We start from the raw sequence: 14,850 nt of genomic DNA, 5'->3' as shown, positions 1-14,850 counted from the left end.
TGGCCCGGGATGCGGCTTGGCCGCATCCCGGGCTTGCGTATCTAGAGGATCGGAGTACTGTATCGATTCAGAAGCACTGGATCGATACAGAAGGCCGAGTCATGAGATCGACTTTGCAGACCGTCGCCGACGAGGTGGGGGTGTCGCGCAGTACGGTGTCCAATGCCTACAGCCGGCCCGACCAGCTCTCGCCCGAGCTACGCGAAAAGATCTTCGATGCGGCCCGGCGGCTCGGCTACGCCGGCCCCGATCCGGCGGCGCGATCCCTGCGCAAGGGCCGAGTTGGAGCGATCGGCGTGCTTTTCAGTGCCACGCTGTCCTACGCGTTCACCGACCCCTACGCGGTCCAGTTCCTGCGCGGGCTCGCCGAAACCGCTGAGTTGCATGACACCGGCCTGCTGCTGATGCCCCTGGCCGAAGACGCCACGGCGGCAGCCGCTGCGGTGCAAAACGCGGTGGTCGACGGTTTCTGTGTCTACTGCCTTCCCGACTGGCATTCCGCGCAAGCGGCGATGCGGCTACGGAAGTTGCCGGTCGTCAGCTCGGAAAGGCGCGACGCGGGCGACCCCGAGGCCCGGTTCGTGGCCATCGACGAGGCTGCGGCGACCCTGGCCGCGGGGCGTTACCTCGCCGCGCTCGGGCATCGCCGGATAGCCCTGATCGCTGACTGGATCGTTCCAGAGCGGGAAACCCGCCCCGTGGCGACAGCCAGGCCGGAAGACGTTCCCTACTATGTCAGCCGCGAACGGCTCGCCGGCTATCGCGACGCGTTCGCGGAGGTGGGCGTGGAATGGCCCGAAATCGCCACGGTCAACGCCGCCCAGAACAGCCGAGCGGCGGCCGCGCAGGCTGCGTCCTGTGTGCTCGATCGGGCCCCACGACCCACCGCCATCCTCGCCGTTTCCGACATGCTCGCGCTGGGGGTGCTTGATGCGCTGCACACGCGCGGCCTGCGGCCCGGACGCGACGTGTCGGTGATCGGCTTCGACGACATCCCCGACGCCACCACCGCCGGGCTGACCACCGTGCGCCAGCCCGCCCTGGAGAAAGGCCGCCAGGCCGGGGCGCTGCTGCTCAACCCGCCCGAGGATCTGGCCCAGCGGCAGGTGGTGCTGCCCACCGAGCTGGTCGTGCGGGCCTCCACCGGCCCGGCCCCCGACGCCTAACCAGTTCACTGTCCATTTTGGAGATTGTCATGGATCCGCTAGGAATGGTCACCGCGATCAGCGCTGTTCGCGAACACGTCACCTCCGCCCAGCCGGGCGCCCCGGTAGTGCCCGACAAAGCCCGGCACAAACCCCCAAGCCGAACCCGCACCCATGCACTGCGCCGGGTGGCCGCCGCCGGCCTGCATCGCTTGGCGCAAAAGCTTGAGCCGCAACAATCCGTGTGCCCATCCTGAACGGCGCTACCGTTCGTTCACCTGTCCCAGCACCGGTTTGACATCGACGATCGGAGTGCCGTCCAATGCCTCCAGATCGCCTACCTTCACCCGCAGTCCGTCAACCTCAAGCACGCGCACACGGTGTAGCCCGATGGGGTTGGGCCGATCCGGCGACCGGGTGCTGAACACCCCGGTCAGCGGCCGGTCGCCCTCACCCCGCGGGCGCACCGTCAACACCTCGCGCGTCGCCCTGTCCAGCCACGTCAGCACCAGAAGCTCCTGGCCCGCACGCACATCCTGCAACCCGTCGCGCACCCGCGGCTCGAACGCCAGCCAGGCGTCTGGCGCACCCTCATCACCCTGCCGCGGCGCCATGCCCCGCTCCAGCAGCGGCGACTCCACGCGCCCAATCGGCGTTATCTCGTACACCCCAGTCATCCTGCCACGATGGTGTCGAGGTCGCGGGTGGCGTAGCGGAGGTGCCCCCACTCCTCTTCGAGGACCACGTGCACACAGGACAGGACGGTCTCCGGTTCCTCGGGGGCGTGCGGGTTCTTGCGCGGCGCGGCCAGCTCGTCCGCGGTCACGGTGGCGAGGAAGTCGCGCACCATCGCGACGCGGCCCGCGCGGACTTCGAGCACCTCGTCATAAGGCGGCCTTTCCGGCGTGTTCTCGTCGTGGCCCAGACCAATGGGGTGCAACGGCTGGTCGAGCTGCAGGGCCGCCCGGCGCAGCCAGATGTCCGTGGCACGGACCAGGTGCCGCAGCGTCTGCGCGAAAGACCACTCGCCGTCCACCGAGACATCGACCGTGCCGGGCGGCATCGCCGCGACGCGTTCGAGCGTGGCCGCCCAGGTGTGCTCCAGCGTGGCCCAGGCCGCGCGCAGGCTCTCGGGATCTGCCGCGCGCCGGTCGGCGCGGCCGGGGAAGCGGCGGTTGAGTTCGGCCTCGACGAACGGGACCACGTCGACACCGTTGACGCGCAAGGAGCCGGAGAGCCAAGGCGCATCGATGTCCGCTCCGTCGATGTCGACCTCGCGCATGACGGCGCCGGACAGGTCAGCCTTGACGAATCGAGCGCCGCACAGGTCCGTTTCGACGAACTTCGCTCCCCGCAGGTCGTCGGACCGATTGAAGGTTGTCATGACCGCACACCCTATCGTGGTCGCTCCGCCGACATCGCCCGCGGCAAACCGACGATAAAAGTTGGCTTGACAAAAATAGTTGTCGGTGAAATGCTCTGGTCATGTTCGAAATAGCGGTGATTGAGGACGCGGCGGTGGCCGAGGCCTCGCTCGACCCGATCCGGGCGCGCCTGCTCGCCGAGCTGGCCGAGCCCGGCTCAGCCACGACGCTGGCCGCAAAGGTGGGCCTGGCCCGGCAGAAGGTCAACTACCACCTGCGCACGCTGGAGCAGCACGGCCTGGTGGAGCTCGTCGAGGAGCGCCGCAAGGGCAACGTCACCGAGCGGGTGCTGCAGGCGACCGCCGCCTCCTACGTCATCTCGCCGGCCGCGCTGTCGGCCGTGCAGCCCGATCCGGAGCGCTCGCCCGACCGCCTCTCGGCGCAGTGGCTGCTCGCGCTCGCCTCACGGCTGGTGCGCGATGTCGGCATGCTCATGACCCGCGCCGCGCGGGCCCGCAAGAAGCTTTCCACCTTCGCCATGGACGGCAACGTCCGCTTCGCCTCGGCCGCCGACCGTTCGGCATTCGCCGAAGAGTTGGCCAAAGCCGTCACCGGCTTGGTGAGCAAATACCACGATGAGAGTGCCGCTGGTGGCCGCGACCATCGCGTCATCGTCGCCATTCACCCGACCATTACCAAGGAGCAGTAGAGATGGGCCACGAATTCGAGACGGTCAACGACATCACGGTGACCGCGACACCAGAGCAGGTTTGGCAAGCCATCGCGACCGGGCCGGGGATCGACTCCTGGTTCATGGGCCGCAACGAGGTCGAGCCGGGTGAGGGCGGCAAGGCGGTCATGGAGATGGAAGGCATGGCAATGGAGTCCACCATCACCGCGTGGGAGCCCAACTCACATTTCGCCTTCCGCAGCGCAGCGGGGGAGGACGGCACGTTCCACGCCTTCGAATACCTCGTCGAGGGACGCGATCAGGGCAGCACCACGGTTCGCCTGGTGCACAGCGGGTTCCTCGGCCAGGACGACTGGGAGTGGGAATACGACGCGCTGCGCAAGGGCGACCCGATGTACTTCGCGACGCTTCGCGAATACCTGACCCATTTCCTCGGCCGCTTCGCCACCCCGGTCGCAGCCTGGGCCGCGCCCCAGCCCGACGAGGAAACCGCTTGGGCGGGCGTCAAACGCGGCCTTGGCATCACCGGCGAGGTCACCGCGGGCACGCCGGTCAAGTTCACCTTCGCCGGGCAAACCGTTGAAGGCATCGTCGATTCGGCTCTCTACCCGAGCTTCCTGGGCGTGCGCACAAGCGATGCGCTTTACCGCTTCGTCGGCGGCCAGGGCATGATCGGCGTCGGTCACCACATCTTCGCCGACGTCGATGCCAAGCAGGCTACCGACGAGTGGAAGTCCTGGCTCACCAACCTTTTCGCCTAACCATAATTGTCAGCTAAGGAGAATTGCCATGCGTAAGATCGTTGCCGGCCTGTTCATTTCGCTCGACGGTGTCGTTGAGGCGCCACAGAACTGGCACTTCCCGTATTTCAATGATGAGATGGGCCAGGCCGTCGGGGAACAGATGGGTGGCGCGGAAGCCATGCTGCTCGGCCGGGTGACCTACGACGAGTTCGCGTCCTACTGGCCGCATCAGGACCCCGACGGGGAAATGGTGGCGCAGATGAACAACACACCCAAATACGTGGTCTCCACGACACTGTCCAATCCGGAGTGGCAGAACACCACCGTCATCGGGCTGGACGAGCTGGCCAAGCTCAAGCAGGAGCCCGGTGGCGACCTGGGTATGAGCGGCAGCCCGACCCTGGTGCGCTCGCTGCTGCGGGCGGGCCTGCTCGACGAGCTGCGCCTGCTGGTGCACCCGATCGTGGTGGGCAGCGGAAAGCGGCTGTTCCCCGACGGCTCGGATTCCCAGCCGCTCAAACTGCTGGACTCCAAGACCTTCGAAACCGGCGTCATGTACCTGACCTACGGACCCGCATAACTTGTATCGCAACCACCAATTTGCAGCGCCGCGCCGGTGTCTGGACTGAGCGATCATGAGGCATGCTCCTCGCCTCATGATCGCGAGGGAAGACACCGGCTTTCCGGCGGCGCTGCCGCGCGTTGCTTCGCACGCGTTCAGTAGTAGAGGTCGTGGCCGAAGGTGTCCGGGTCGCTGAGCCATTCGAGAATGCTCAGGCACAGCGCTGTCCGGGAAACGCGAGTGAACCGCCGGAAGGGCTCCAGCGACGCCGACGCCGCCGTGCTGGCGGGCGCATCGGTGAGCAGACCCGGGCGGACAATCGTCCAATCCAGACCGCTGGTGGTGACGATGTCGTCCTGCAGCCGCCGCTCGGTGATGATGGGACGCTGGGTGAGGTGGTAGGCGCTGGAGACCGTCCGGGCCAGCCAGCCCGCCAGGTGCGGCGCGTAGGCCGCCTCGGAGACGACCACCAGCCGCCTAGGCCCGAGGCGGTGCATGGTGTCCACGACGAGCTGAGTGCCCTTGGAGTAAAGCGGCGTGCGGCGGGCGCCCTTGAGGCCGAAGGCGATGAGCACAGCCTGCGATCCTTCGACGGCGGGCTCGAGGGTGGCGGCGTCGAAAGGCCCGCCGGCGTAAACCTTCGCCGCCGGCACTCCGGCCATCCGCTCGGCGCTGCGCACATATGCCGCCACGTCGTGCCCGCGCTCGGTGGCCAGCTGGCAGAAGACCTTCCCGGTCGGCCCGCTCGCCCCGATCACCGTGATCCGCATGGCTGGATCCTATGCGGCCAGCCCGGCCTGAGCTGGCAGACCGGGCTGGAGAGGGCCTTGCTTACCCCCTCGACTTCATGGTGCGGCCGACCATCGAGATGAGGCGGTCGAGCTCCGAGCCGAACGGGTTGTCGTTGACCAGATAGGTCCAGGTCGCGCTCGGCCTGATCAGCTCCGCGCGCTCCGGCGCCCAGCCCTCGTCGAGGTCCATCTCTTCGAAGGTGGCCACCGTGCGCTCTTCGATTTCGGGGATCAGGCGGTTGAACGCCGGAACGGCCGAGCGGTGGAACTCGTCGAGCGGATCGACCCGGCCCAGAGCGCGCAGGTGAACGCCCTCGCGAACCTCGGCCAACTCGGCCAGATGCTCGGCCCACAGCCTGTCGAGGTGGAACAGGGCGATCGCCCGGCCGAGCTCCAGCAGGGAGTCGTCTTCGATCTCGTCGGCCTTCTCCGGGCAGCGAGCCTTGAGCATCTCGGCGGCCACCTCGGTGGTCAGCAGGCGCTCGCGGCGCTCGGCCAGCGCCTTGCGCTGCTGCTCGATAACCACGCTGTAGCGCCACGTGTTGCGGTGGATCTCGTGGTTGACACCCTCGGCGACCCGCTGGGCATGTTCGACCGCCGCGGTCACCCGCTCGTCGTCGACCAGGCCACCGAACTTCATCTTCGGCCACGCCGGAAGCGAGTCGGCCGCGTGGTGGCGTACCAGGTCGTCCTCGAGGCTCACGAAGAAGATCGAGCCGCCCGGGTCGCCCTGGCGCCCGGCCCGGCCGCGGAGCTGATCGTCGACGCGGCGGCTGTTGTGGCGGCCGCTGCCGATCACGTAGAGCCCGCCCAGCTCGGCCACCCGCTCGCGATCCGACTGGTCGCTTCCGCCCAGGCGGATGTCGACGCCCCGCCCGGCCATCTGTGTGGAAACCGTAACGGCCCCATACGTTCCGGCCTCGGCGATGATGGCGGCTTCTTCGTCGTCGTTCTTCGCGTTGAGTACCACACAAGGCACCCCGGCATCGGTAAGACCCTTGTGCAGGATCTGCGAGGCACTGACGTCGAGCGTGCCGATGAGCACCGGGCGCCCCGCCTCGTGATGCTCCCGGATGACCTCGATGAGGGCCTCGTCGCGCTCGGCGTTGGTGGCGTAGATGTGGTCTTCCTCGTCCTCGCGAACGCACGGCGTGTTGGAGGGGATGACCGCGACCTCAAGGCTGTAGTACTCGCGCAGCTCGTCTCCCACGTGCACCGCGGTCGCCGTCATGCCCGCCAGGTTGGGGTAGAGCATCACGTAAGCCTGGACCGTGATGGTGCCCAGCACCTCGCCCTCGGCGGTGGCGTTCAGGCCCTCCTTGGCCTCGACCGCCGCGTGCAGGCCGTCGGGCCACCGGCGGCGGTGGGCCACCCGGCCGCGCATCTCATCGACTAGCTCCACTGTCTGGTTGCGCACGATGTAGTCGACATCGCGCTCCAGCAACGCTTCCGCGTGCAGGGCGACGTTGAGCGCGGAAAGCTGCGCAATGTGCTCGGTGTCGTAAAGATCGATATCGCCGAGCACCTTCTCCAGCCGCGCCAGGCCTTCCGAGGTGAAAGCCGCGCTGCGGCCGTCGTCGGTGATCTCGTAGTCGCGCTTCGGGCGCAGCGCCCGCACCAGCGCCGCCGCTGTGTGCACCGGGTCCTGCTCGTTGGCAATCGTGCCCGCGAGCACCATCGGCACCCGGGCCTCATCGATGAGGATCGAGTCGGCCTCGTCGACGATGGCCGTGCCCAGCTCCGCCTGAATACGATCGTCGATGTCGGTGGCCAGCTGATCGCGCAGGTAGTCGAAGCCCGCCTCGCTCACCGACACATAGGTGACGTCCTGCTTGTAGGCCTCGCGGCGCTCGGCGGGCGTGGAAAGCCCGGTCACATAGCCCACGGTCAGCCCGAGCAGCTTGTAGACCGGCTCCATCCAGCCGGCGTCACGCCTGGCCAGATAGTCGTTCACCGTGATCACATGGACCGGCCCGAACCCGCGCACCACATGGCCGTAGGCCGCGATGGCCGCGGCGAGCGTCTTGCCCTCACCGGTCGCCATCTCCGCCACGGTCTTGCCCAGCAGCGCGAGCACGCCGAGCACCTGGACGTCATAGGCGCGCTCGCCGAGGGCGCGCCAGCCTGCCTCGCGGCCCAGCGCGCAGATCTCGACCAGCTCCTTGGCCTGTCCCGCGAGCTCGGTGAGCTCTTCGTCGGACAGGTCGGCCAGCTCTTCGCCACGGGCCTCTATCTCCGGCAGCAGCTTTTCGAACGGCCGGAGATCAACAGTGGTGCCTGGCCGCTCCAGAAACCGCCGGAACGTGTTCTTCAATCGAAACGTGACGCCCATGAGCGACCAGGCTACTTCAAATCCGGGCGATCGGTAGACCAGGGTCCGCCCTACTTGAGGTCGAAAAGTGGCCCGGTGAGCGTCAGACCGAGATCGTCGCCCACGAGGGCGAAGAGAGCGAAGAGCATTAATGCCGCTCCGGCCAGCCCCAGGTCCTTGTTGAACTGGACCATCTCCATCATTCTCGCCTGCGGGTCGGACTCGTTCCAGAACGAGTGCATCAGCACCGCGGTCGGTACCAGGAAGATCACCAGCAGCAGCGATCCGAGGTCGGCATAAACTCCAAACAGGACACTGAGCCCGCCGAGCGCAAGCAGCACCCCGCCGCCCAGCACCGCCACCATCGGCATGGGCACCTTCTTGGCACCGGCGAACTGAGCCATCCCCTCGCGCTGAGCGAAGTGGCCGTAGGCCGAGCCGAGGAAGAGAGCGGCGAACAGGATGCGTCCGATCAAGACGATGACATCCATGGCATCCTCCATTGTTGAGGATTCAATCATGACGCTTCGTCAATGTACGCCTCGATCTCCCGGCGTCAAGCGGTGGCGATCGGCCCGATGGCGGCGGTGTTTAGCATGATCGGCTACCTCACTAAACGTATTAGGTAGTGCACGGAACGTTGAGGTCGCCTAACCTGTGTCTCCGGCGTCGGGGAAGGGAGGGTTGTGACGGAGTTCTGGAGACAGCTGCCCGCGGGCCGCGCCGTGCGCCTGGCAGACGTTGAGGCGCAAGCCGTTGCGGCCGCGATGGACCCGCTTCCCCGAGACGCCCCCGTGGTGCTGACCTACTACCCGCACGCCGAGACCTCGGTCTCCCGGGTTGTCGATGCGGTGCTGGGCGAGTTGCAGGACGCCGCCACCGAGCTGTTCCCGTCGTGGATACCGGAAGCCTCGACCATCCGCTCTGCCGCCGGTCTGGGGGTGCCGGCCATCCGGATCCTGGCCAAGCGGGCCGCGGCCACGTCGGAGCACTACGGGCCGTTCCTGGCCGACCTGGCGGAGGGTGTTCTGCGCCGTGACTTCGCCGCGCTGACCCGCTTCCCGCGGCAGACCCGGGCGGCCGGATTGGCCAGAGTGCTCAAGAATAGCTACGACCGCAATGATTTAGCCCTTCTGGTACCGGTGCCGGCCGAGCTGTCCGACTCAGGCCAAGCCGCTTTGGTGTCGGCCTGCGAGTGGATCGCCCAACACGGACGTATGGCGATCTGGTTGACCGGGCAGTCAATCGCCGCGGACCGGCTGGCCACATTCCCGGTCAGCCTCCCCGGTCATCTGCCGGAAAGTCCAGCGCGCGCAACGCCAGAAATGCTTGCGAATCCGGTGGGGCCGGTCATCGTATATCCGCCTATCGCCGGGCGGCCCCATCATGCCAGCGCGGCGGAGAAGAGACTCGAGGAAGCCCTGGGGCGACGGGCCTGGGCGGCCGGCCGGGTCTGGAACCAGGCCTACAGTCCGCACGCTCTCGTCAACCCGGTCCGGCTTGATCTATGGTGGCGACACGAACGCTGTGTCGTGGAGATCGACGGGCCCGATCATCTGGACAGGTGGAAGTACGCGCAGGATCGGCGACGCGACGTGCTGCTGCAAAGTCACGGGCTGACAGTGCTCCGCTTCACCAATTCCGATGTGCTGGGCGATGTGGACGCCGTCGTCGCAGCGATCGAGAAACTTCTCCAAACACGACGATCACAGCCAGGAGAGACACACAGCTATGTCTGAGAAACGCCTAGGAATCGCGCAGCGGGCCACGCTATTGCTTCTCATGGCCGAGGGTCGCGGCCTCACCAACAAGCAGATCAAGGCGATCGGCGGGTTCTCGCCGCTGACAGGCAAGGATCTCACGCCGATAGCCAGGTTCATTGACACCACCAAGATCGGGCGTGAACACGTCCACACGCTGACCGAGGCGGGCTGGGCATGGTGTCGCGATGAGCTCTCGGAGCCGCCATCGAGCGGCAGCGGCACGGCGGGTGGCGCTCTCTACTCCTTGCTTGGTGGGCTCGGCCGCTATCTGTCGCGGAACCCGAGCGTGAAGCTCAAGGACATCTTCTCTCCGGTGATCACCGAGCGGGCGGAGGTGGAGGTGATGATCCGTCAGGCCTACGTCGAGCTGCGAACGGAACCGCGCGGCTGGGTCAGCCTCACCGATCTGCGCGCCAAGCTCAGCGGCATCGCCAAGAGCGAGGTTGACGCCGTCCTCTATCAGATGAGCAGGCAGAAGGTGGTCAACATCGTGCCACCGTCGAACAGGAAGCTGATGACGTCGGCCGATCGCGAGGCCACCATCCGCATTGGCAACGAGGATCGGCTTCACCTATCGATTGATGAGCCATAGATGGAATGGACGCAGCCGATAACCTTTGAGTGGGCCAATGTTCCCGACGACGTCTGGAACAGCTCCCCGTTGCATGTCACCGGGCTGCACAGCGAGGTCGTCCAGCGGATCCTGGCCGGGGTCAAGACCGCCGGGGCCAGTGCCGACCGAAGTCCTCTGGGCGTTGCCGTGCAAGGGCAGCGCGGCTCCGGCAAGACGCACATGCTCGGCTGGGTCAGGGAACAGGTGCAACAGGACGGCGGATATTTCTTCCTGGTGGGCCTGCTCGACGGGACCAGCTTCTGGGAAAGCACGATGATTTCGATTCTCGACGGCCTGCTGCGGGAGTCGAATGAGCGGGAAAGCCAACTCAAGACGTTTCTTCGCCGGCTGTCGGCCAAGATAGGGCTTTCCGGGGCGGTGCAGGGCGCGATCGCCGGCGATCTGAAGCTGACACCGGACGACATGGCCGCCTTCATCGCCAACCTTCGCCACCACAACCGCCAAGTCGGCATGGCTTGCCAGGACACGGCCCGCGCGGTCGTCCTCTATGCCTCGGCGGACCAGGCCTTGCAGGACATCGGCTACAACTACCTGCAGTCGATGGACGACACCGACGCCAACGAACGCGCGATCTGGGGGCTTCACCGCAGCGGAAAACCGCCGCAGCAGGTGCTCAAGGAACTATCCCAGCTGCTGGCGCTGACCGGGCCGGCGGTCATCGCCATTGACCAGATCGACACCCTGCTGGCTCAGTCGCTGGACAAGACCATCGGCACCACCGACGGTCTCCCGGATCCGCATGAAGTCTTGCTGCTGGACCGGGTGGCCGACGGGCTCATGCGGTTGCGGGAAACCACCCGGCGCACGGTTACCGTGTTGACGAGCCTGCCGGAGTCATGGGTCCTGATCAAGAGCCGGGCGATCGACACCGTGCCGGACCGGTTCCACGAGGCGCGTGCGTTGCAGACCATCCCCACCGCGGAGTTCGGCCGGGAGCTGATCGAGAAGCGGCTGGCCGCCCAGTATCGCGACATCGGCTTCGTGCCGGCGTATCCCACGTGGCCGGTCAAGCCGGAAGCCTTCGCGGAGGCGACGGACTTCACCCCGCGCGGGTTGATGAAGGCCGTGGCCGCGCATATCGACAGATGCTTCCAGCACAACAGGATGACCGAGCTGGAACACCTGATCGACGGCAAACAGCCGCCACCATTGGCCGCGCCAACGCCACCGGAGGCTCCCGCGGATGCGCTGAAGGCGCTCGACCGGCGCTTCGCGGGGCTGTGCAAGATAGTCGATGTCGGGCCGGCCCTGGATCCGGCGACCGAAGATGGCGTGCTGCCCAGCCTGCTGTCGGCGGGCCTGGCCGCCTTCATCGAGGAGATAAAGTCGGCTGATCGGGTGCTGTTCCAGGATCCGCCGCCCGGGAAGAAGGCGCCGCTGCACGCCCGCCTCCGCGAGGACCTCGACGAGGCGACCGAAAACGAGACGCATTGGGCCTTCCGCGGCATCGCCAGCGACAACGCGGTGGCCGCCCTGAACCGGATTCGGGCGGCTTCTACGACTGCGGGTTTGCATCATCAGGTACCCGGCAGAAAGTTATTTTTGTTGCGGAACAAGCCTTGGAACAAGGGCCCGAAGACTCAGCAGGTGCTCGCGGAGTTCGCCGCCGCGGGTGGCGTCACGCTGCCGATAGCAGAGTCTGACCTGAAAGTCTTTGCCGCGCTTAAGGATGTGCTGACCGAGCGCGACCCCGCGCTCAACGAGTGGCTGGTCGCGCGCCGGCACGCCTCCTCCACCGCTCTTTTCCAAGCGGTGTTCGGGGATTTTCTTGGTACGCGAGGAAGCGCGCCGCCGCAAGTGTTGCCGCCGTCGGCCAAGCCGCGCACGCCGGCCACGCCGCGCGGGCCGGTGGTCGCCTTGGCCAGGTTCGCCGACGGCGAGCAGGTATTGGGCCTGCCACTGGAGTCTTTGCGCAAGCACACGGCCATCTTCGCCGGATCGGGGTCGGGAAAGACGGTTCTCATCCGGCGTCTGGTCGAGGAGTGCGCCCTCAACGGCGTCTCGGCCATCGTCCTGGACCCCAACAACGACCTTGCCAGGCTGGGCGATCCATGGCCCGACGCGCCGTCGAACTGGGGCCCTGGCGACGCCGACAAAGCCCGCGACTACATCGCCAACACCGACGTGGTGGTGTGGACTCCGCGCCGAACAGCCGGCCGCCCCTTGAGTTTCAAGCCACTGCCCGACTTTCGAAGTGTGATCGACGACGCGGACGAGTTCAGCGTGGCGATAGACGCCGCTGTGGCAGCGCTTGCGCCGCGCGCCAAAGTGGACAGTGAACTCGCCAAGGCGTCCCAGGGCCGGGCCGTCCTGCGGGCGACCCTGCAACACTTTGCGCGCCGCGGCGGAACCAGCCTGAAGGAGTTCGTCAAGCTGCTAGCTGAGCTGCCCGACGGCCTGATCTCCTTGAGCCGGGCCGACAAGCTGGCGTCGGAGATGTCCGACAGCCTCACCGCGGCAATGGTCAACGACCCGATGTTCGGCGGCGAAGGCGAGCCCGTCGATCCCGGAATCCTGCTGACACCGGCCCCCGGCAAGCGGGCCAGGATATCGGTCATCAGCTTCGCGGGCTTGCCGTCCGACAGCCAACGGCAGGGCTTCGTCAATCAGCTTCAGATGGCCCTGTTCGCTTGGATCAGGCAAAACCCGGCCGGCGATCGCCCGCTCGGCGGCCTGCTGGTCATGGACGAAGCGCAGACCCTCGCACCTTCCGGAGCCATGACCGCCTGCACCCAAAGCACTCTGGCCCTGGCCTCCCAAGCCCGAAAGTATGGGCTGGGCCTGGTCTTCGCGACCCAGGCGCCGAAAGCTCTGCACAACAGGATCCCCGGCAACGCCGCCACCCAGTTCTTCGGCTTCCTCAACAGCCCGGCGCAGATCAGCGCGGCCCGCGAAATGGCACAGGCCAAGGGAAGCCAGGTGCTGGACATCTCACTACTGTCGTCCGGCCAGTTCTACGCCTCGGGCGAAGGAACGGCATTCAGCAAAATCCAGATGCCGATGTGCCTCAGCCACCACCCAAGCAGCCCCCTGACAACAGAAGAGGTAATCGCCCGCGCGGCCGGAACTGGACCCGCCGATGGTACCCGCGCAGTCTAAAGGCGTCCGGTTGCTAGCCGGGCCATGATCGCGCCTTGCCGCTCACCTGACGGCGGTCTGACGAGAGCCGGCAGGAGCTTGCGCGCCAGGCATGTTGAGAGGCTCGACGTGGATCCGCAGCTGCCCGTGCTCTACGTCGTCGCGGTGTGTTCTGAACCAATCGCGAGCCACGGCCAACGCCGATTGCCAGTCGCCGTGAGGATGGTCGGACACCGCAGCGAGCTTCCACCGTCGATCCTCGGTGCGGGCCAGTTTTAATACCCGCCACGTGACGTCGACTGGGACAGACCCACCGCTGTGCGGTGTCCAAAGCGGAACCAAGGACAACGTTCCTCCAGCGGTGTCGAGGATGGCGGAATCCTGGAGCGATGCCGCCCTGGCGGTTCGAGGCATCGGGCCGACGGGAGGGTTCGTCCCTCATACGGCCCGATGCCCGTAGTCAGCCTCGCCTGGGGCCGGTCATTCTGGAATATCCGGAGCGTCCGTCGGGTGTCCGCTGAGCTATGGCCGGTAGGTCTCGTAGGCCTCACGCAGATCTGCAGCCTCGGCGAGTCCCGACTCTTCAACGGCGGCGAGGATTTCTGTGGCACGCCACCACGTCGACTTGACGAGCAAGCCGGACGTGATCGCCTGCACCCCAACAGCCGCCGCCTCATCGATCTCGTCGCGGGCAACCAGGGCTAGACCCAGATCCAGGCGGGCGAGCGCGGCTCGTCGTGGGCGGGGGACGCCGTGGCTGCTTTCTAGTTGAGCAATCACCGCTCTGGTGTAGGGCTCTGCTGCCGGGTCGCCCGCCCACGCAAGCGTGGTGGCGGTGTAGGACAAGGCCTTGTCCGGGTCATAGCGGTAGTGGTGCTCTGGTCGGTCGGGTTGTGCCAGTGAGCTGACAAGGCGATCGACGGCGTCGAGGGAGCGGCGAGTTGCCGCGATGTCGTGCATCCGTGCCCAGGCCCTGCCCTCCTGCGCGGTGGCCTGGATCAACGCTGAGGTGCCGCGCGGTGCGAGGGCCTGCGCTTGGCGCGACAGACTCGCCGCTCCCATGTACTCGCCGTTGACAAGCAACTCCCATGCTCGGGTTTCCAGACACCATGCGCGCAGTTCGTCGTGCTCGCCGTGGCGGGCGAGGTCAGTCGCCACGGCGAGTCGGCCGCGGGCTGCGTCGGGCTGGCGCATGTCTATGTGGAGGGTGGCGGCGAGCAGGGACAGCCATCCACCGACTACGAGAAGGCGGCGGTGGTGGACCAGGGTCATCCGTGCGTCAAGCAGCTGCCCGACGTGGTCAAGATGCATACGTGTCGGCCCGATGAGCAGACCCGGCGCGGTGTTCGGATAGCGGACCGCGAGATCATCGAACGCCGCCTCGAGCTGAGACATGGTTTCGTCGCTGACATCGCTGGCATTGACTCGGCGCGCGAGTTCGGCGGCAGCAGTTTCGTCTTCGGAAGCTGACGTGACAAGGGCGACCAACGTGCCGCCCGCCTGCAATGCGTCGTCGATGCGAGTCGCTGTATCGAGGTTGGGCTGTTTGCGGCCTCGGGCCAGATCGTGCAGGAAACTCTTGCTGTAGTAGGTCTGCGCCGCGAGGGCGCGATAAGACAGTCCGCGCACAGCGATGAGCTGTTGGAGGCGTGCGGCGAATGTCATGTCAACCATCCAGGGGAGGAGGACTGGCGGCATCATGAACGCCCCGCAACTCAGGCCGCAGGTTTCACGCTACCTCACCATAGGCAAGTCTAAATGTTAACTT

The 14,850-nt window shown here is 66.6% G+C and carries 14 protein-coding genes; 8 read left to right on the top strand and 6 right to left on the bottom strand.

All coding sequences use genetic code 11. The features are described from left to right. Positions 1-101: 101 nt before the first annotated feature. Entirely contained in the window at positions 102-1,166 is a 1,065-nt protein-coding gene (locus Rhe02_RS24250; protein WP_203910634.1) for a LacI family DNA-binding transcriptional regulator, read from the top strand. Between the two features lie 29 nt (positions 1,167-1,195). Then, positions 1,196-1,402, top strand: coding sequence for a hypothetical protein (locus tag Rhe02_RS24245; protein WP_239124013.1), 207 nt, complete (start codon positions 1,196-1,198; stop codon positions 1,400-1,402). Positions 1,403-1,408: 6 nt separating this feature from the next. Here the strand turns inward: Rhe02_RS24245 and tsaA are convergent, their stop codons facing one another. Together tsaA and Rhe02_RS24235 are read right to left on the bottom strand one after the other, a co-directional pair. Beyond that, on the bottom strand, positions 1,409-1,822 hold the full coding sequence (gene tsaA / locus Rhe02_RS24240; protein ID WP_203910633.1) for a tRNA (N6-threonylcarbamoyladenosine(37)-N6)-methyltransferase TrmO: 414 nt from the start codon (positions 1,820-1,822) through the stop codon (positions 1,409-1,411). Further along, the gene (locus Rhe02_RS24235; RefSeq protein ID WP_203910632.1) at positions 1,819-2,529 is read right to left on the bottom strand and encodes a DinB family protein; all 711 of its coding nucleotides are present in this window, start codon (positions 2,527-2,529) and stop codon (positions 1,819-1,821) included. Before Rhe02_RS24235 ends, tsaA begins: the two co-directional genes overlap by 4 nt. Before the next feature lie 101 nt (positions 2,530-2,630). On the opposite strand from Rhe02_RS24235, the gene Rhe02_RS24230 reads away from it, so the two are divergent. The 3 genes from Rhe02_RS24230 to Rhe02_RS24220 are packed head-to-tail and all read left to right on the top strand — an operon-like array spanning position 2,631 to position 4,523. After that, positions 2,631-3,218 (top strand): ArsR/SmtB family transcription factor, encoded by a 588-nt coding sequence (locus tag Rhe02_RS24230; RefSeq protein ID WP_203910631.1) that lies wholly within the window; start codon positions 2,631-2,633, stop codon positions 3,216-3,218. Between the two features lie 2 nt (positions 3,219-3,220). Then, positions 3,221-3,961 (top strand): SRPBCC family protein, encoded by a 741-nt coding sequence (locus Rhe02_RS24225; RefSeq protein WP_203910630.1) that lies wholly within the window; start codon positions 3,221-3,223, stop codon positions 3,959-3,961. 28 nt (positions 3,962-3,989) lie between these two features. Further along, on the top strand, positions 3,990-4,523 hold the full coding sequence (locus tag Rhe02_RS24220) for a dihydrofolate reductase family protein (RefSeq protein ID WP_203910629.1): 534 nt from the start codon (positions 3,990-3,992) through the stop codon (positions 4,521-4,523). 137 nt (positions 4,524-4,660) lie between these two features. Here the strand turns inward: Rhe02_RS24220 and Rhe02_RS24215 are convergent, their stop codons facing one another. The 3 genes from Rhe02_RS24215 to Rhe02_RS24205 all read right to left on the bottom strand — a co-directional run bounded on the left by Rhe02_RS24215 (position 4,661) and on the right by Rhe02_RS24205 (position 8,098). After that, complete coding sequence (locus tag Rhe02_RS24215) at positions 4,661-5,275, bottom strand: NAD(P)-dependent oxidoreductase (protein WP_203910628.1); 615 nt, start codon at positions 5,273-5,275, stop codon at positions 4,661-4,663. Positions 5,276-5,336: 61 nt separating this feature from the next. Then, entirely contained in the window at positions 5,337-7,628 is a 2,292-nt protein-coding gene (secA2, locus tag Rhe02_RS24210; protein WP_203910627.1) for an accessory Sec system translocase SecA2, read from the bottom strand. Positions 7,629-7,678: 50 nt separating this feature from the next. Next, positions 7,679-8,098 carry a DoxX family protein gene (locus tag Rhe02_RS24205; protein WP_203910626.1) on the bottom strand — a complete coding sequence of 140 codons (420 nt, stop codon included), beginning with the start codon at positions 8,096-8,098 and terminating at the stop codon, positions 7,679-7,681. A 195-nt stretch (positions 8,099-8,293) separates the two neighbouring features. On the opposite strand from Rhe02_RS24205, the gene Rhe02_RS24200 reads away from it, so the two are divergent. From Rhe02_RS24200 to Rhe02_RS24190, 3 genes are read left to right on the top strand one after another with little or no spacing between them, the layout of a single operon-like run. Then, a complete protein-coding gene (locus tag Rhe02_RS24200; RefSeq protein WP_203910625.1) occupies positions 8,294-9,346 on the top strand; it encodes an endonuclease domain-containing protein in 1,053 nt (350 codons plus the stop codon). Beyond that, positions 9,339-9,962, top strand: coding sequence for a hypothetical protein (locus Rhe02_RS24195; protein ID WP_203910624.1), 624 nt, complete (start codon positions 9,339-9,341; stop codon positions 9,960-9,962). Before Rhe02_RS24200 ends, Rhe02_RS24195 begins: the two co-directional genes overlap by 8 nt. After that, positions 9,963-13,103 carry a helicase HerA domain-containing protein gene (locus tag Rhe02_RS24190; RefSeq protein ID WP_203910623.1) on the top strand — a complete coding sequence of 1,047 codons (3,141 nt, stop codon included), beginning with the start codon at positions 9,963-9,965 and terminating at the stop codon, positions 13,101-13,103. Between the two features lie 501 nt (positions 13,104-13,604). On the opposite strand, the gene Rhe02_RS24185 is transcribed toward Rhe02_RS24190, so the two are convergent. Further along, positions 13,605-14,756 (bottom strand): helix-turn-helix domain-containing protein, encoded by a 1,152-nt coding sequence (locus tag Rhe02_RS24185; protein ID WP_203910622.1) that lies wholly within the window; start codon positions 14,754-14,756, stop codon positions 13,605-13,607. Positions 14,757-14,850 lie beyond the last annotated feature (94 nt).

It is taken from the genome of Rhizocola hellebori (assembly GCF_016862955.1).
Lineage (GTDB): Bacteria > Actinomycetota > Actinomycetes > Mycobacteriales > Micromonosporaceae > Rhizocola > Rhizocola hellebori.
The sequence above is the reverse complement of the archived record's forward strand: the minus strand, read 5'-3'. Positions and strand labels throughout refer to the sequence as shown.